A 17640-nucleotide genomic window follows, 5' to 3' on the forward strand; every position below is an offset into this window, starting at 1 on the left:
GGCAGCAATGAGCATTCAACAACACGCAGCACGCAAGCAGGCCAGCAAGCAGGCCAACGAGTACCGCCAACGCTACGGCGCCAATCACCCGCTGACGCAGGCCATGCAGGGGCATGCCGATAGCCTGGTGTCCGATGGTGAGCTGTACGGCATGGAACCAGAAGATGCGCAGGCAGTCCGGTATGCAAGAGCGCGGGAGGAACTGCAGGCGGCTTTGCAGGAGAAGGGCGCACGCTCGATACAGGCCATGCTTGCAGCTATCGAGTGTGTGGGGTACGCACCAAAGGGACAGCAGGATCAGGTGCAGCAGGAAATGCAGGACCGCTTCGGCTTGCCGCAGCCTGGTGCATGGGCGGCAGATGGTAGGCCCATGTATTCCATGGAGCAAATCGGCGATGTGCTGGGCATGACAGAAAAGCATGTCCGCGCCACCGTGGAGGCATTGGGGCATGAGCGCTGCAATGCCGGGGTGCCTGTGAATTTTCAGCTTGCCAAGGATGCGGAAGTGCACCAACTCAACAGCGATGAGGAAGACGATGATTGATGGATTGATTGCGGGCAAGGTGTACGGCCAGCCACAAAGCAGGACCGACAGCCACGGCAAGCAATACGCGCTGGGCAAGGTCAAGGCAGCAGCCGGTAACGGCGAGGTGCTGTTTGTCTCGTGCATTGTCTTTGGTGACGCTGCACGGCAGTTCCTGGTGCTGGGTGACGGCGACGCCGTGGCGCTGGCTGGCAGCATCAGCCCGAAGGCATGGACGGACAAGGATGGGCAGGCGCGGCCAGCGCTGGATATGCAGGTGCAGCAGGTGCTGACGGCCTACCATGGCAGGAAGAAGCGCCAGCAGATGCAGGACGCAGAAAACCAGCAATTTGACTGATGTTTTCGGAATATCTTTGAGAGGTGCGGCATGGGCGGATACGGCAGCGGCAGGCACGGCGGGCGCAGCACCACATCGGACATGCGCAGTCTGGACGTGCGCCAGATGCAGCGTAATGGCTGGCTGGCGCCTGCTGCAGCAGGTGAAATCTATTGGAGCAGCAACGGGCAGCGGACAGCGACGATCAATTACCGCATGGAGGGCAAGGGCGTGCGGCTGATATACCGATCACGGCGAACCGGCGAGGACTGGAAGGATCATGACTACGTGGTGCCGCTGACCTACACCCCCTGCAACTATGGAGGAAGTCGGGTTTGGTTTCTGTGCCCCTGCTGCGGGCGCAGAGTGGCAAAGCTGTACGGCGGCGCGATCTATGCCTGCAGGCACTGCCACAAGCTGGCGTATCAGTCACAGCGGGAAACCCAAGACGGCAGGGCATTGCGCAAGGCCGACAAGATGCGGGATCGGCTGGGCTGGGTGCCGGGGATTCTCAACGGCGAGGGTGGCAAGCCCAAGGGGATGCACTGGGCGACCTATGGCCGGATGCTCGATCAGTACAGCAAAGCGTGTGAAGTCACCGTTATGGGGATGCACCGCAGGCTGGGATTGATACGGGGAAGGATTCGAGCTGCAGGCTTGCCCGATGAAGACCTGGACTTCCCATGATGGATCGGCAGCACGGCAAGATCACAGTAATGGGGTGTCAGAAGTGACACCCCTTTTGCATGGGCGCCGCAGTAGTGGCGCGACCAAAGTTGCAGGCGTGGTTGCAGGTTGCAACCCAAAAAAAAAGAGCGCCACATGCTGCCACCTGGTGCGCGACATTCGGCTCGACTTTGAGCCGATCACATCCAAACCCCGTGCTGTAACCCCTGTAACCCCATGGCAAAACGCTGGGGTTACAGAAAAAGTCAATGAAATCAACGGTGTAACCCCGTAACCCGTGTAACCCCACAAAAAAGCAATGACGGGATGCATTGCACGCTCTGCATGGTGCAATGTTGCGGCGATCAACACCATGGCTGTAGGGCATCGGCAACGGGCCAAATCGGCAGAAAAGGGGGCAGCAAATCAATTTGACGGTATTTTTGACGGTACTTTTCCGATTGGTATGTATTGGTGCTCAATGAAATCAATAGGTTATGACTTCAATGTGGTCCCCGCCAGTGCCATCCTTCCTGCCCGCTCCCCTGCGGAGCCCGCCGCCAAGCCCGCGACATGGTGTCGAGCTGGCTTTTTCATGCCCGTCGCAGCATTGCGGTAGTGCACCGGACCGGCATGCTCACAGCGTTTCCCGCACATAGGCAATCCCTTCGTCGTCATAGATGGTGTAGATCAGCTGCAGCAGGTTGCGAAGGTCCTGCGAGTCGTCCAGCATGCGGATGGCCATGACGATGGGGGAAGTGACGCCCCGCTCGTCCAGCGGGAGGTAGGTGACGTCGGTGCGCTGCATGCCGTGCACGCTTTTCGGCACGATGGACAGCCCGGCGCCGGCGGCGACGAGGCCGAGGGCGATCTGTAGTTCGCGCACTTCCTGCATGTTGGCGGGCTCGAGGCCGCGGTCGCGGAAGGCGGCGAGCACCTGGTCGGCAAAGCTGGGGCGCGGGGCGCGCGGGAACAGGATAAGCGGTTCGTGCACGATCTGCTGCAGGCGCACCGGCTTGCCGGCCAGGCCCAGCGGATGCTCGAACGGCACGGCGAGCATCATCACTTCCTCGCGCAGCACGATGCGGCGCACGTTGGCGTCGTCGATGCGCACGCGGCCGAAGCCGACATCGATGCGACCTTCCTTCAGCGCCTGGTTCTGCTCGACGGTGGCCATCTCGTGCAGGGTGAGCTCGATGCGCCGCATCCGCCAGTATGAAGATTTCTTCAACGCCAGCGGCATGGCCACGCCGGACGATCTGGAAGAGTTCCGCGCCTGCCAGCAGGGCTACAACGGCATTGCGCTGGAGTGGAACGACCAGTCGCGCGGCAGCAAGCACTGGATCCGCGGTGCGGACGAAGCCGCCGATGCCATCGGCCTGAAGCCGCTGCTGTCGGGCGTGAAGACCGAGGACGAGGGACTGTACACGCTGCAGCACCACTACTGGATGGAAGTGATGCAGAAGGCCGTAGAAAAAGAAGGAGCAGCAGCAAGAGCGCGAACAACGATCTGGTGAACCTGAAGGCTTTCCTGTACAAGGAGGCGCGCCTGCTGGATGACGAACAGTGGGACGAGTGGCTGGAGTGTTATGACGAGAACGCGCAGTTCTGGGTGCCCTCGTGGGATGACGACGACACGCTGGTGAAGGATCCGCAGCGCGAAATCTCGTTGATCTATTACCCGAACCGCCAGGGTCTGGAAGACCGCGTGTTCCGCATCAAGACCGAGCGCTCCAGCGCCACCATGCCGGACACCCGCACCAGCCACAACATCAGCAATGTGGAGCTGGAAGTGCAGCAGGGCGACATCGTCACCGTGCGCTTCAACTGGCACACGCTGAGCTTCCGCTACAAGACGATTTACCAGTACTTCGGCATGTCGCGCTATCGGATCGACGTCTCCGGCGCGCAGCCGAAGATCGTGGACAAGTACGTGGTGCTGAAGAACGACTACATCAACCAGGTGATCGACATTTTTCACATCTGAGGTGCCATCATGACGTACAGCATCGCACTGCAGTTCGAGGACGGTGTCACCCGCTTCATCCACTGCAATCCCGGCGAGAAGGTGGCCGATGCCGCCTACCGCCAGAAACTGAATATTCCGCTGGATTGCCGTGACGGCGCATGCGGCACCTGCCGCTGCCATTGCGAATCCGGCAGCTATGACATGCCCGAATCCACCTATGTGGAAGATGCGCTCACGCCGGACGAGGCGGCGGAGGGCTATGTGCTGACCTGCCAGATGAAGCCGACCTCGGACTGCGTGGTGAAAGTGCCGGCATCGTCGGCCGCCTGCAAGACCGGGGTGCACAACTTCGATGGCGCGGTGGCAGCGGTGCAGCGCCTGTCGGACACCACCTTCGGCTTCGCCATCCAGCTCGATGATCCGGCCAGCCAGAGCTTTCTGCCGGGCCAGTACATGAATGTGCAGATTCCGGGCGCGGAGCTGACGCGTGCCTATTCCTTCAGCTCGCCGCCGGGTGCGGCACAGGCCGAGTTCGTGGTGCGCAATGTGCCGGGCGGGCGCATGAGCGGCTGGCTGGGCGAGCAGGCCAAGGTGGAGGAGCGCATCCGCATCTCCGGGCCGTATGGCAGCTTCTACCTGCGCCCGGTGCAGCGCCCGGTGTTGTTCCTGGCTGGGGGCACGGGGCTGGCGCCCTTCCTGTCGATGCTGGACGTGCTGGCGAAGACGGGCAGCCCGCAGCCGGTGCGCATGGTGCTGGGCGTGACCAACGATGCCGATCTGGTTGTCATCGACAAGCTGCAGCAGATGCAGGCGCAGCATGATTGGTTCGAGTTCCGCACCTGCGTGGCGGCGCCCGAGAGCGCGCACGAGCGCAAGGGCTATGTGACGCAGCATCTGGAGTCCGAATGGCTCAATGGCGGCGACGTGGATGTCTATCTGTGCGGTCCGGTGCCCATGGTGGATGCGGTGCGCCACTGGCTGGACGAACAGGGCGTGAAGCCGGCGAGCTTCCACTACGAGAAATTTGCTCCGAGCGAGGCCTGAGATGCAGGGACGTGAACGCTACGCCGGCAAGACGGTGATCGTGACGGGCGCGGCACAGGGCATTGGCCGCGGCGTGGCGCTGGCGCTGGCGCAGGAAGGGGCGCGCCTGCTGCTGGCCGACCGCTCCGAGTTGGTGCAGGAAACGGCCGATGAAGTGCGCGCGCTGGGCGTCGATGTGGTTGTGGAACTGGCCGACCTGGAAACCTGGGCCGGTGCCGAGAGTGTGGCCAAGGCGGCGATCAAGCGCTACAAGCGCATCGACGTGCTGGTGAACAACGTGGGTGGTTCGATCTGGTTCAAGCCCTACCAGGAATACCAGCCCGAAGAGGTGGAAGCCGAAGTGCGCCGCTCGCTGTTTCCCACCCTGTGGATGTGCCGCGCCGTGCTGCCGCAGATGCTCAAGCAGAAGGGCGGGGCGATCGTGAACGTGTCGTCGATTGCCACGCGCGGCATCTACCGCATTCCGTACTCTGCCTCGAAAGGCGGCGTGAATGCGCTGACGGCCAGCCTGGCGTTCGAGCATGCACAGGACGGCATCCGCGTGAACGCGGTGGCCACCGGCGGCACCGAAGCGCCGCCGCGCCGTATCCCGCGCAACCCGAACAAGCTGAGCAAAAAGGAAAAAGCCTGGATGCAGGGCATCGTCGACCAGACGCTGTCCAGCAGCCTGATGCACCGCTACGGCACGATCGACGAGCAGGTCGGAGCCATCCTGTTCCTGGGATCGGACGAGGCCTCGTACATCACCGGATCGGTGCTGCCCGTGGGCGGCGGCGACCAGGGCTGAACCGAGCCCCACCCTTCAGGAAGTTCCTCATGCGCAGTACCTCTGTTAGCGCGCCCGCAGCGCACGCCCATGGCCCGATGTCCGCCATCCTGGCCGGCCTGTTGGCCGTGGCGGTGTCCTATGCCGGCCCGCTGCTGATCTTCTTCCAGGCGGCGCACGCCGGCAACATGTCGCCGGAGATGACGACCTCCTGGGTCTGGGCCATCTCGGTCGGCGCGGGCGTTTCCGGCATTTTCCTGAGCTGGTTCCTGAAGGTGCCGGTGGTAACGGCCTGGTCGGCGCCAGGCACGGCGCTGCTGATCACGCTGTTTCCGGCCATCACCATGCCCGAGGTGGTCGGTGCCTATATCACCGCTGCGGTGCTGATTTTCCTGGTGGGGGTGAGCGGCTATTTCGACAAGCTGGTGCGCATGATCCGCGCGGGGTGGCGGCCGGCATGATGGCCGGCATCCTGTTCCAGTTCGGGCTGAACGTGTTCCAGGCGACCGCGAGCATGCCGGAGATTGAGCTGAGCATGATCGTGGTCTATCTGCTGGCACGGCGCTTCTTTGCACGCTACGCGGTGTTGCTGGTGCTGCTGGCGGGGGTGCTGCTGTCCTGGTCGCTGGGGCAGACGCAGTTCCAGAGCGTGACGCTGGAGCTTGCCATGCCGGTGTTCACCATGCCCCAGTGGACCTGGCAGAGCACGCTCAGCTTTGCGCTGCCGTTGGTGCTGGTCAGCCTGACCGAGCAGTTCCTGCCGGGCATGGCAATCCTGCAGCTCTCGGGCTACCACACGCCGGCGCGGCCGATCATCATGGTGACCAGCCTGACCTCGCTCGCAGTGGCGGCGTTTGGCGGCATCACTACCGTGCTGGCGGCCATCACGGCCGCGCTATGCACGGGCAAGGATGCGCACGAGGACCCGGGCAAGCGCTATATCGCCGGCATTGCCAATGGCGCGTTCTATCTGCTGGGGGCGCTGTTTGCCGGTTCCATCGTCACCCTGTTTGCCGCGCTGCCGCCGGCCTTCGTGGCGGCGCTGGCGGCGCTGGCGGCGCTGGCGGGGCTGGCGCTGATCGGCGCGATCACCAGCAATGTGGTGGCTGCGATGGAGCAGCCCGAACATCGCGAGTCCGCCATCGTGTGCTTTCTGGCGACGGCGTCCGGCATGACGTTCCTGGGGCTGGGTTCGGCCTTCTGGGGCATCGTGATCGGTTCGCTGGCGCATGCGGTGCTGAGCTGGCGCAAGGCAGCCCGGACGACCGCGCCAGCCAGCGCTTCTTGAGGGCGCAAAGTATTCCCGTCGACCGTCGCAGGAGGTATACCGAATCAGTGATAGTTCCGTGAATCCCGCATACCTTAGTAGGAAGGTTGGATTCTTGTCCAATTCAAGCCACATAGGTTGCCCCTGAAAGCCGTGATTTAGGAAAAACCCCTAAACCCGTGCCGGGGGCCTCCTTCTATCATTCGGCGCTGCAGTTAACGTAAACGTCAAACAACAAGAGCGTTGTCGTGGCTGCTGCTCCTTATCCGCAGTGTGCGGGGTGCTGTCACTGTCCTGTCAGGCGAAATCAGCATGCTGTACCTGTTTGCCCTCGGCAATTTCGCCATAGATAGAGCCTGGTTCCACCAGGACGCCGGCCTGTGCAGACAGGCCGACAACTAGGAAGACAACCATGAGACACGTGGACCTGCATGCCCTGATAGACCATGCAAAATTTCAGCGCTTCCACTGGATCGTCCTGATCTGGTGCACGCTGATCATCATCTTCGACGGCTACGACCTGGCCGTGGCCGGTGCGGCGCTGCCGTCCATCATGAAGGAAATGGGCGTGTCGCCCACCAACGCCGGCTTCATGATGAGCTCGGCCCTGTTCGGCATGATGTTCGGTGCGATTTTCCTCGGCACCATGGCTGACAAGGTCGGCCGCCGCTGGACCATCGCCATCTGTATCGCGCTGTTCTCCATCTTCACCGCTGCAGCCGGCCTCACGCACGAGCCGATCTCCTTCAGCGTGATGCGTTTCCTGGCCGGCCTCGGCATTGGCGGCGTGCTGCCGAACGTGGTGGCGCACATGGCCGAATACTCCCCGCGCAAGATCCGCTCCACCATGGTGACGCTGATGTTCTCCGGCTACGCCGTGGGCGGCATGCTGGCCGCCGTGCTGGGCAAGGGCCTGATCGCCGACTATGGCTGGCAGGCCGTGTTCTTCGCCGCTGCCGCTCCGCTGGTGCTGGTGCCGTTCATGATGATGTCGCTGCCCGAGTCGGCCACCTACCTGATCAAGAAAGGCCGCCACGAAGAGCTAAAGAAGATCGCGCACCGCATCGAACCCAGCTACGTGGCCCAGCAGGGTGACCACTTCGCACTGCCCGCTTCCGACAACAAGGACCAGTCCGTCAGCCTGGGCCGCCTGTTCCAGGATGGCCGCGGCTTCAGCACCATCATGTTCTGGATCGCCTTCTTCATGTGCCTGTTCATGGTGTACGCCCTGAGCTCCTGGCTTGCCAAGCTGATGGCCAACGCCGGCTACAGCCTGGGTTCCGCCCTGACCTTCGTGCTGGTGCTGAACTTCGGAGCCATGATCGGCGCCATCGGTGGCGGCTGGCTGGCTGACCGCTTCAACATCAAGGTGGTGCAGATCGTGTTCTATGCGCTGGCCGCCATCTCGATCACCTCGCTCGGCTACAAGCTGCCGCTGCCGCTGCTGTACTTCATGGTCGGCCTGGCAGGTGCTTCCACCATCGGCACGCAGATCGTGACCTACGCCTACGTGGGCCAGTTCTACCCCTACGACGTGCGCTCCACCGGTATCGGCTGGGCTTCCGGCGTGGGCCGTGCCGGCGCCATCCTGGCTCCGATCGTGATCGGCATCCTGGTGGCCATGGAACTGCCGCTGCAGATGAACTTCCTGGCCATCGCCCTGCCGGCCGTGGTGGCAGCCCTCGCGATTGCGTTCATCAACCCCAAGAAGTCGCACTCGCACCTGATCCACCTGCAGACGGCTGCGGCGCCTGCGCGCTGAGCCTGCCGGAACACTGGCTGATCCGCGTGTTGCCGATACGCGGACTGCCAGGAGCCGACAACCCCCTGCGGGCTGGCCAGCGCTCCGAAGGAGCCGGTGCCGGTCCTGCATTGCCCCCCATAGCTGGCAACCGCTATGGGTTTTTTTCGTCAGGCCGAGGCGGGCTTGCGGAACACCAGCAGCTTGCTGGTCAGCTTCTGCAGACGCTCGCCGTGCTGGTTGGTGGTGATGCTTTCCACCGTCACCATGCCGCGGTCGGCCTTGCTGCGCGAGGGCTGGATGTCCTTGATGGTGCTGGTGACGCGAAGCACGTCGCCGGGGCGCGTGGGCTGCGACCAGCTCAGTTCGGTGCCGGCGCCGATCAGTCCGTTGGCGACTGGCAGGCTGTGCACCATCAGGCGCATGGAGAGGGCGGCGGTCTGCCAGCCGCTGGCGGCCAGGCCCTGGAAGAATGAATCCCTGGCGGCCTCTTCATCCAGGTGAAATGGCTGTGGATCGTAGCGTGAGGCAAACTCCACGATCTGCTCCTTGTCCAGAGCGTGCGTATCGCTGACAAAGATGTCTCCGACCTTCAGGTCGTCGAGATAGAGCGGGCGTGCGGGGCTGGCGGGCATCGGGGGTCTCCATGAGAGTGTGGGAGGAGCGGATGGACCATTATCCGCGGCCTGCGCAATGTACTGTCGGCTGAGCAAGCTCGGGGATTGCGCGATGGGGAAGGCAGGAGCGGCAGTGCAACTCCAGGAATTGTGCGATGGCGGAGGCATGCGTCGACAGCGTGCCGGCGCAAGATCGGCACGGCAGAGGTGACCCCGCAAACAAAAAAGGCGCGCGGCCCGAAAGCCAGCGCGCCTTGCCTGCGCGCACAAGGCCCGCAGAAGGAGACAGTCGAAGGATCAGGCCTTCTGCAGCATCTGGATGATGGAGGAGAAATCCAGGCCGCCCTTGCCGGACAGGCTGTGCGCCGCGTACAGGCTGCGCGCCATGGCGCCCAGCGGGGTGCTGGCACGCACGTGCATGGCGTTTTCCTGCGCCAGGCCCAGGTCCTTGAGCATCAGGTCGGTGCCGAAGCCACCGGCGTAGCCCTTGCTGGCCGGGGTCGTTTCCATCACGCCGGGCACGGGGTTGTATTTTTCCAGCGCCCAGTTGCCGCCGGAGCTGCGGCGCATGATCTCGGCCAGTGCTTTCGGATCGAGACCGTTGGCCAGACCCAGGGCCATGGCTTCGCTGGTGCCGATCATCAGGATGCCGAGCAGCATGTTGTTGCAGATCTTGGCCGTCTGGCCGGCGCCCACGCTGCCGGCGTGGAAGATGTTGGCGCCCATTTTCTCGAGCAGCGGACGGGCGCGGCCCAGTGCGGCATCGTCACCACCGACCATGAAGGTCAGCGTGCCGGCAGCAGCGCCAGCGGTGCCGCCGGACACGGGGGCGTCGATGAAGGCAAAGCCCTTGGCGGCGGCAGCAGCGCCCACCTTCTGCGCGCTGGCGGCGGCGATGGTGGAGCTGTCGATGATCAGTGCGCCGGCCGGCAGCACGTCGAGCAGGCCGGGCTGGCCGTCCTTGCCCAGGTACAGGGCTTCGACGTGGGCGCTGGCGGGCAGCATGCTGACGACGACTTCGGCGTCCCTGGCAGCATCGTTGGCGCTGGCGGCAACGGTCACGCCTTCGGCCTTGACGGCGTCACAGGCAGCCTGGGACAGGTCGAAGGCCTTGACCGTGTGGCCGGCCTTCTGCAGGTTGATGGCCATGGGGCCGCCCATGTTGCCGATGCCGATGAATGCGATGTTCATGAATGTGTCTCCTTGTGGGTGAATGGGTTAGCGGATCGAATCCAGGCCGCGGTCGCCCAACAGGCGGCGCGACACGATCACGCGCATGATCTCGTTGGTTCCTTCCAGGATCTGGTGCACGCGCACGTCGCGCAGCAGGCGCTCCAGCGGGAACTCGCGCAGGTAGCCGTAGCCGCCGTGCAGTTGCAGCGCCTCGTTCACGATGTTGAAGCAGGCGTCGGTGGCGAAACGCTTGGCCATGGCGCAGTAGGTGGTGGCGTCCGGGCTGCGTGTGTCCAGCTTGAACGCGGCCAGACGCACCATCTGGCGCGCGGCGACCAGCTCGGTCTGCATGTCGGCCAGCTTGAACTGCAGCGCCTGGAACGCGGCCAGCTTCTTGCCGAACTGGCTGCGCTCGTTCATGTACTGCTGCGCGGCATTGAGCGCGCCCTGGGCCGCGCCTACGGAGCAGGTGGCGATGTTGATACGGCCACCGTCCAGACCCTTCATGGCGATCTTGAAGCCTTCGCCTTCGGCACCCAGCAGGTGGCTGGCGGGCACGCGCACGTCGCTGAAGCTGATGGCACGCGTGGGCTGGCTGTGCCAGCCGAGTTTTTCCTCGTTCTTGCCGTACTGGATGCCCGGCAGGTTGGCCGGCACCAGCAGGGCGGAGATGCCGTCTGCACCCGGGCCGCCGGTGCGGGCCATCAGCACCAGCACGTCGGTGGCGCCAGCGCCGGAGATGAACATCTTCTCGCCGTTGATGACGTATTCGTCGCCTTCCAACTTGGCCGTGGTGCGCAGGCTGCCGGCATCGCTGCCGGCGCCGGGCTCGGTCAGGCAGTAGCTGGCGAGCTGGTCACCCGCCGTCAGCGCCGGCGCGTACTGCTCGGCGATTTGGGGTTTGGCCCAGTTGGTGATCATCCACGTCGCCATGTTGTGGATGGTGATGAAGGCCGTGGTGGAAGGATCGACGGCCGCCAGTTCCTCGAACACCAGCGTGGCATCCAGGCGCGACAGGCCGAGGCCGCCGTATTCTTCGGAAGCGTACAGGCCGCAGAAGCCCAGCGCGCCGGCGGTGGAAATGGCCTGGCGCGGGAAGATGTGCTCGGCGTCCCACTTGGCGGCGTTGGGGGCGAGTTCGCCGGCGGCGTAGTCGCGCGCCACGCTGACGAACTGTTGCTGGTCGTCGGTCAGGTCGAAATACATGGTTTGTCTCCTCCTTCCCTCGCTCGGAAAGGGGTCTCGATTCTTGTTGGCGCTGCCGGCGGGGGCAGCGTGTTCTTGCAGGGCGGTACGCGCGGACAGAGGACCAAGGCGCATCGTTTTCGACCGTTACGCGCTTGAACTGAGACAGGCGCGCTACGTCGGGACGCTGGACCGGGTCATGGTGCCGCGCTGACAAACGGAGCCGCAGCGGGGAGGCGACTCCGGGGAAAACAGCGATGGCCAGCCTGCGCAGGGCGGTTGTCTGGGCAACCGTCCCTGCCGGGTCAGGCCGCAGCCGGAATTACTTCAGGCTGATGGTGGTGTGCACGCCACCGGCGTTGGCTTCGTCGAACCAGCGCTTGGTGATGGTCTTGGTCTGCGTGTAGAACGTGATGACCTGCTTGCCGTAGGGGCCCAGGTCGCCCAGCTTGGAGGCGCGCGAACCGGTGAAGGAGAACAGCGGGACCGGCACGGGAATCGGCACGTTGATGCCGACCTGACCGACGTCGATCTCTTCCTGGAACTTGTGCGCTGCAGCGCCGCTCTGGGTGAACAGGGCGGTACCGTTGCCGTTCGGGTTGTCGTTGATGATCTGGATGGCTTCTTCCAGGGTCTCGGCGCCCATCACGCACATCACCGGGCCGAAGATTTCCTGCTTGTAGATGTCCATGTCGACGGTGACGTCCTTGAACAGGGTTGGGCCGACGAAGTTGCCGTTGGCTTCCGCGCCTTCCAGCTGTGGGTTGCGACCGTCCAGCACCAGGGTGGCGCCTTGCTCGACACCGGAAGCGATCAGGTTGTCCACACGGGCACGGGCGTTCTTGTTGATCAGCGGACCGACGTCCACGCCGGGGGTGGCGCCGTTGCCGACCTTCAGGCCCTTGGCGCGCTCGGCGATTTCGTCCACCCAGTTGCGGGCCTCGCCCACCAGGATCACGACCGGCAGGGCCATGCAGCGCTGGCCGGCAGCACCGAAGGAGGCGCCAGCCAGGGCGTTGAGGGTCTGCTCCTTGTTGCAGTCCGGCAGCACGATGGCGTGGTTCTTGGCGCCCATCATGCACTGCACGCGCTTGCCGGCCAGGCTGGCGCGGTTGTACACGTGCGTGCCGACGCCGGTGGAACCGACGAAGCTGATGGCCTTGATGTCCTTGTGGTCGCAGATGCCGTTGACGACGTCAACGCCGCCGTGCACCACGTTCAGCACGCCGGCGGGGATGCCGGCTTCCAGCGCCAGTTCGCACAGGCGGATGGTGGACATCGGATCCTGCTCGGAGGGCTTGAGCACGAAGGTGTTGCCGGTGGCGATGGCCATCGGGAACATCCACAGCGGGATCATGGCCGGGAAGTTGAACGGGGTGATGCCGGCGCACACACCCAGCGGCTGCAGGATGGTGTAGGTGTCGACACCGCCGGCCACGTTGTTGGCGAATTCGCCCATTTGCAGCGTGCCGATGTTGGCAGCGTGCTCGACCACTTCCAGGCCGCGGAACACGTCGCCTTCGGCGTCGGGCAGGGTCTTGCCCTGTTCACGTGTCAGGATGGCGGCCACTTCCTTGATGTTCTCGCGGATCAGCTGCTGCAGCTTCAGGAAAATGCGGGCGCGGGTGCCGATGGGGGTGTAGCGCCATGTCTTGAAGGCTTCCTTGGCAGCGGCAACGGCGGCGTCCAGTTCTTCCTGGGTGGCCATGGGCACGCGGGCAATCACTTCCTGCGTGGCGGGGTTGACGACGTCGCGCCATTCGGTGGTCTTGGACTGGACGAATTGGCCGTTGATCAGCAGCGGGACGCTGGGAATGCTCATGGGGTGTCTCCTTCGGTAGTCGGCATGAAAAAGCGTTGGTCGGGCGCCTGGCCCGACCTTTGCAAAAATGGTATTCACAAGCTTTGCAAATCATCTACGTGTTTCCCCTAGGTTTTCGCTGTATCAGTGTGTAGGTGTGATACCTTTTGCAATTCGGGACGCACTTTTGCAAATGTTGTGCAAAGGGTTCCCGATCACGCCATTCCATTGCTTCCATGTCACGCAAACTCCTGATGGGCCCGGCGCTGCGGCGCCTGCGCGAAAAAAACCAGCTCTCCCAGTCCGCCTTTGCCGAGCGGCTCGGGCTGTCGTTCAGCTATATCTGCCAGCTCGAGAACAACCAGCGGCCGGTGACGGCGTCGGTGCTGCTCAAGCTGACGCAGGTGTTCCAGGTGGACCTGAGCGATTTTTCCGAGGACCGCAACCGGCGCCTGCTGGGCGAGTTGGACGCCATCTTCCGGGACCAGGGACTGGTGGGGGATGCCAGCGTGTCCCCCGCGGATATCGACCGCATGGTGCACACCGTGCCGGCACTGGCCGAGACGCTGGTAGCGCTGTACCAGAAGCAGTTGCATCTGCAGGAGGAGCTGCAGCAGCTGGTGGACCGTTTCTACGGCGATTCGCAGCAGGCGGCCCAGGCGCCGTTTCCGCATGAGGCGGCGCGCGATTTCTTCAACCGGCATGACAACTATTTCGATGCGCTGGACCGGCAGGCCGAGCAGCTGGCGCGCGACTGGGCCCTGCAGCCGGGACGCCGGGGGGCCGAGTTGCGCGAACGCCTGCAGCAGGAGCATGGCATCGAGGTGGTGGCCGGCGAGGCCAGCACGCTGGAACTGCGCCAGTACGACGCACGCCGGCGCCGCCTGGTGCTCAAGCCGCAACTCGGCGATGCACAGCAGGCCTTTCAGATGGCGACGCAACTGTGCTTTCTGGCCTACGGCGACCTGCTGGACCAGGCCTGCGCCGAAGAGACGGCGCTGGCCGACGCGCAAACGCGCACGCTGGCGCGGCAGGGGCTGGCGCATTACTTTGCCGGGGCGCTGCTGCTGCCCTATGGCGAATTCCTGCAGGCGGCGCGCAGCATGCGCTACGACGTGGAGCAGCTGCAGCGGCGCTTCCAGGTGAGTTTCGAGAGCGTGTGCCACCGCCTGAGCACGCTGCAGCGCAGCGGGGCGCGCGGCATTCCGATGTACCTGATCCGGGTGGATCAGGCCGGCAACGTGAGCAAACGGCAGAGCGCCAACTCGCTGCATTTCGCACGCCATGGCGGCACCTGTCCGCTCTGGCATGTGTTCGAGGCGTTTGCCCAGCCGGGGCAGATTCTGACGCAGGTGGCCGAAATGCCGGACGGCACGCGCTATTTCGGCATTGCGCGCAGCGTGCAGCGTGGCGGCGGCAGCTTTCACGCGCCGCGCAAGCGCTTTGCCTTCGGCATCGGCTGCGAACTGGCGCAGGCACGGGAACTGGTGTATGCCGATGGCTGGGATCTGCAGCAGCCGCGCGCCATCACGCCGATCGGGCCGGGCTGCCGCGTCTGCCCGCGCACCGATTGCGTGCAGCGCGCCTTCCCGCCGGCGGGCAAGCCTCTGCACAACGACGATTTCAGCGAGTCGCTGGTGTCGTACCGGCTGGAAGAGAGCTGATCAGCCCAGCAGGCCGTAGAGCATCACGGTCAGGATCAGCAACGGGGTGACCGTGGTCAGCACGATGTAGATGATCCGCAGCAGCGCTGCGTTGCCCAGCGTGCCGCCATTGCTGTTGGCCGCCACGAAACCGGCGCGCTTCCAGCGCAGCAGCACGAACAGGCAGGTCAGCAGGCCGGTGATCGGCATCAGCAGCTTGCTGGAGAGGAAATCGAACAGATCGAACAGGTTCATGCCTGCAAGCTGCACCCCACTCAGCGTGCTGGAAGACAGGGCCGACAGGCTGCCCAGCGCGACCAGCAGCAGGGCGGTGAGCCAGGTGGCGCGGGCACGGCGCATGCGCAGGCGCTCGTGCAGGATGGCGACCGGCACTTCCACCAGCGACAGCATGGCGCCGATGGCGGCGAAGGTGGTCAGCACGAAGAAGGTGACCATCAGCAGGTGGCCGAAGGGCATGCCGGCGAATACGGCGGGAATGGTCTGGAACAGCAGGGCGGGCCCGCCGGCGGGGTTGAAGCCGAGCGCGAATACGGCGGGGAAGATGGCCAGGCCGGCCAGCATGGACACGGTCAGATCGGCCAGCATCACCGTGAGCGCGGTGCGCGGAATGTTCTGCTCCTGGCGGAAGTAGCTCCCGTAGATGGTCATGCTGCCCACGCCCAGCGAGAGCTTGAAGAAGGCCAGGCCGAGCGCCTTGAGCAGCACCTGGCTGTCGATGCGGGAAAAGTCGGGCAGGAACAGGAAGCGCACGCCCTCCATGGCGCCCGGGAGCATCAGTGCGAAAGCCGCTACCAGCACCAGCAGGCCGAACAGCAGCGGCATCAGTCGCTTGGTGACCGCCTCGATGCCGCGGCTGACGCCGAAGGTGATGATGGCGCCGACCAGCAGCAGCACCAGCCATTGCCAGCCCAGAGCGGCGACGGGATTGCTCACCAGGGCGCCGAAAGTCTGCTCCAGCACCCCGCGATCCTGCGTGAGGATGCCGCCGCCCACGCTCTTGCCCACGTAGGCAAAGACCCATCCGACCACGGCCGAGTAGAACGACATGATCAGCAGCACCGAGATGAGGCCGAGCACGCCGATGATCCACCACAGCGTGCCTGGCGCCAGCTTGCGATAGACCCCGACCGGATCGGTGCGTGCGGTGCGACCCAGGCTGATCTCCGCAATCATCAGCGGCAGGCCGGCCAGCAGCGTGGCGATGAGGTAAATCAGCAGAAAACCGGCACCGCCGTTGTTGCCGGTCTGGTAGGGAAACATCCAGATGTTGCCGAGACCGACGGCAGAACCCAGGGTGGCGGCGAGCACGCCGAAGCCGGAGCTGAAGCTGTCGCGGGTGGCGGGGGAGGTCATGTTTTCAGGGGCATGCGGCAGCGTATGCACGGACGATTGCACAGCCTGCCAAAGGGAGTTGCATTATAGGGGCGCTGGAACTGCGGCCCGTGGCATGCGAGGGGAATAGGCCCTCCCCGTTAAATACTCATTTTTGATGAATATTGAGGGTCAATTTCTGAGCCATATAGGATTGTCGCGTAATTGCTACGTGAGCAAGTGAGTAAAGATCTGCAACATCTGCTATCATCGAAACGGCGCACGTTTTGTGACAAATGTCACGAAATGTGGGTCCAGTTTTCTGGTGGGGCACCCTTTTTCCTATAGGGGTTAGTTTCGATCAATGACAAGAGGAGAACGACTTGAAAACACGTAAACACATGGACATGACTCGTAACACGCTGCTAGGCGCGCTGCTGGCTGGGGTGGGCGCTATGGTGCCATTGCAGTCGGCACAGGCGGCGGATGTCACAATTGGAGGCAAGGAAGTCACTGTTTGGAATTCATTCTTGGGCATTCCTTATCCGGATGGGAATAACGGCGGTGTTCTGAATGCGCCTGGTGGCATCACTACGACTACGCTTGGCACTTCCGGCAATGCGACGGTGGGGGGGGCGCTCAGCGTGACTGGCGTTACGACCACCAAGGGCATCACCAATACCGGTTTGCTGACCAACAATGGCAACGCAAAGATCGATGGCGATTTGGAGGTTACCGGCAAGGTAGACTCGGCGGAAGTGAACGCGGGCAAGGTGAACGCTGGCGAAGTGAACGCTGGTGAAGTGAACACCGACAAGGTGAACGCTGGTGAAGTGAACACCGACAAGGTGAACGCTGGTGAAGTGAACACCGCCAAGGTGAACGCTGGTGAAGTGAACACCGACAAGGTGAACGCTGGTGAAGTGAACACCGCCAAGGTGAATGCTGGCGAAGTGAACACCGCCAAGGTGAACGCTGGTGAAGTGAACACCGACAAGGTGAACGCTGGTGAAGTGAATACTGCCAAGGTAAATGCAACTACTGGTAACTTTGGCACCCTGAACGTGGGTCAGGATGTCAATGTTGGTCGCAACCTGTCCGTGGAAGGCATGACCAATACCCACGGCATCAACAACAACGGCCAGCGTATCCAGAACGTTGGTGCTGCCGTTGCAGGCACCGATGCGGTCAACCTGAACCAGCTCAATGAGCGCTTTGGCGAAGCGCAGAAGTACACCGACAACGGCGTTGCTGCGGCTCTCGCGATTCCCAGCATGCCGACGCTGGCTCCTGGCAAGGGATGGGCCGGCATGGCGGTTGGCAACTACGGCAGCGCCACTGCGGTCGGCTTGGCCGTGGGTTACCAGGTGAACGAACGCTGGAACTTGGGTCTGGGCGTGTCTCAAGCCACGCGCTCCGGCGGCAAGACTGCAGTGAAGGCACAGGCCGGCTTCTCCTGGTAAGCCAGCGGGAGAGCGTTCCATCCGTTGAAGGTGCTTGTGCCCTCCCTCAAGCATCCCGGCGACGGATGGGCTGAACAGAAAAATGGCGTCCAGATTTGCCTGGACGCCATTTT

Annotated in this window: 15 protein-coding genes and 2 pseudogenes; 11 read left to right on the forward strand and 6 right to left on the reverse strand. The window is 63.6% G+C overall.

Annotation, left to right across the window (positions count from 1 at the left end):
- Positions 1-7: 7 nt before the first annotated feature.
- The 3 genes from KKQ75_RS11205 to KKQ75_RS11215 all read left to right on the forward strand — a co-directional run bounded on the left by KKQ75_RS11205 (position 8) and on the right by KKQ75_RS11215 (position 1547).
- Positions 8-544 (forward strand): hypothetical protein, encoded by a 537-nt coding sequence (locus KKQ75_RS11205; RefSeq protein ID WP_213362253.1) that lies wholly within the window; start codon positions 8-10, stop codon positions 542-544.
- Complete coding sequence (locus KKQ75_RS11210; RefSeq protein WP_213362254.1) at positions 537-881, forward strand: single-stranded DNA-binding protein; 345 nt, start codon at positions 537-539, stop codon at positions 879-881. The genes KKQ75_RS11205 and KKQ75_RS11210 overlap by 8 nt, the downstream gene beginning before the upstream one ends.
- Positions 882-962: 81 nt before the next feature.
- Entirely contained in the window at positions 963-1547 is a 585-nt protein-coding gene (locus KKQ75_RS11215) for a hypothetical protein (protein WP_213362255.1), read from the forward strand.
- Between the two features lie 616 nt (positions 1548-2163).
- Here the strand turns inward: KKQ75_RS11215 and KKQ75_RS11220 are convergent.
- A complete protein-coding gene (locus KKQ75_RS11220; RefSeq protein WP_250131136.1) occupies positions 2164-2724 on the reverse strand; it encodes a LysR substrate-binding domain-containing protein in 561 nt (186 codons plus the stop codon).
- Between the two features lies 1 nt (position 2725).
- Between KKQ75_RS11220 and KKQ75_RS11225 the strand changes: the two are divergent.
- The 6 genes and pseudogenes from KKQ75_RS11225 to KKQ75_RS11250 all read left to right on the forward strand — a co-directional run.
- Positions 2726-3043: pseudogene (locus KKQ75_RS11225) on the forward strand (benzoate 1,2-dioxygenase large subunit); the annotation flags it as partial.
- On the forward strand, positions 3037-3513 hold the full coding sequence (benB, locus tag KKQ75_RS11230) for a benzoate 1,2-dioxygenase small subunit (protein ID WP_250131137.1): 477 nt from the start codon (positions 3037-3039) through the stop codon (positions 3511-3513). The pseudogene KKQ75_RS11225 and the gene benB, both read left to right, overlap by 7 nt.
- Positions 3514-3522: 9 nt before the next feature.
- On the forward strand, positions 3523-4539 hold the full coding sequence (gene benC / locus KKQ75_RS11235) for a benzoate 1,2-dioxygenase electron transfer component BenC (RefSeq protein WP_213362259.1): 1017 nt from the start codon (positions 3523-3525) through the stop codon (positions 4537-4539).
- Position 4540: 1 nt separating this feature from the next.
- Positions 4541-5326, forward strand: coding sequence for a 1,6-dihydroxycyclohexa-2,4-diene-1-carboxylate dehydrogenase (locus KKQ75_RS11240; RefSeq protein WP_213362260.1), 786 nt, complete (start codon positions 4541-4543; stop codon positions 5324-5326).
- Positions 5327-5403: 77 nt separating this feature from the next.
- A pseudogene (locus tag KKQ75_RS11245) lies at positions 5404-6593 on the forward strand (benzoate/H(+) symporter BenE family transporter).
- Between the two features lie 391 nt (positions 6594-6984).
- Complete coding sequence (locus tag KKQ75_RS11250) at positions 6985-8334, forward strand: MFS transporter (RefSeq protein WP_213362261.1); 1350 nt, start codon at positions 6985-6987, stop codon at positions 8332-8334.
- 149 nt (positions 8335-8483) lie between these two features.
- Here KKQ75_RS11250 and KKQ75_RS11255 read toward each other — a convergent pair whose 3' ends face one another.
- From KKQ75_RS11255 to KKQ75_RS11270, 4 genes are all read right to left on the reverse strand, one after another.
- On the reverse strand, positions 8484-8948 hold the full coding sequence (locus KKQ75_RS11255) for a MaoC family dehydratase (RefSeq protein ID WP_213362262.1): 465 nt from the start codon (positions 8946-8948) through the stop codon (positions 8484-8486).
- Between the two features lie 279 nt (positions 8949-9227).
- Positions 9228-10121: a 3-hydroxyisobutyrate dehydrogenase gene (gene mmsB, locus KKQ75_RS11260; protein ID WP_213362263.1), complete on the reverse strand. Its 894-nt coding sequence runs from the start codon at positions 10119-10121 to the stop codon at positions 9228-9230.
- Between the two features lie 27 nt (positions 10122-10148).
- Entirely contained in the window at positions 10149-11309 is a 1161-nt protein-coding gene (locus KKQ75_RS11265; RefSeq protein WP_213362264.1) for an acyl-CoA dehydrogenase family protein, read from the reverse strand.
- A 301-nt stretch (positions 11310-11610) separates the two neighbouring features.
- On the reverse strand, positions 11611-13110 hold the full coding sequence (locus KKQ75_RS11270) for a CoA-acylating methylmalonate-semialdehyde dehydrogenase (RefSeq protein ID WP_213362266.1): 1500 nt from the start codon (positions 13108-13110) through the stop codon (positions 11611-11613).
- A 215-nt stretch (positions 13111-13325) separates the two neighbouring features.
- Between KKQ75_RS11270 and KKQ75_RS11275 the strand changes: the two genes are divergently transcribed.
- Complete coding sequence (locus tag KKQ75_RS11275) at positions 13326-14753, forward strand: helix-turn-helix domain-containing protein (protein ID WP_213362268.1); 1428 nt, start codon at positions 13326-13328, stop codon at positions 14751-14753.
- Here KKQ75_RS11275 and KKQ75_RS11280 read toward each other — a convergent pair whose 3' ends face one another.
- Positions 14754-16106, reverse strand: coding sequence for a sodium-dependent transporter (locus KKQ75_RS11280; RefSeq protein WP_213362270.1), 1353 nt, complete (start codon positions 16104-16106; stop codon positions 14754-14756).
- A 341-nt stretch (positions 16107-16447) separates the two neighbouring features.
- Between KKQ75_RS11280 and KKQ75_RS13100 the strand changes: the two genes are divergently transcribed.
- A complete protein-coding gene (locus tag KKQ75_RS13100; protein ID WP_250131075.1) occupies positions 16448-17527 on the forward strand; it encodes a YadA-like family protein in 1080 nt (359 codons plus the stop codon).
- The last annotated feature ends 113 nt before the right edge of the window (positions 17528-17640 follow it).

The sequence above is a fragment of the Brachymonas denitrificans genome (assembly GCF_907163135.1).
GTDB classification, from domain to species: domain Bacteria; phylum Pseudomonadota; class Gammaproteobacteria; order Burkholderiales; family Burkholderiaceae_C; genus Brachymonas; species Brachymonas denitrificans_A.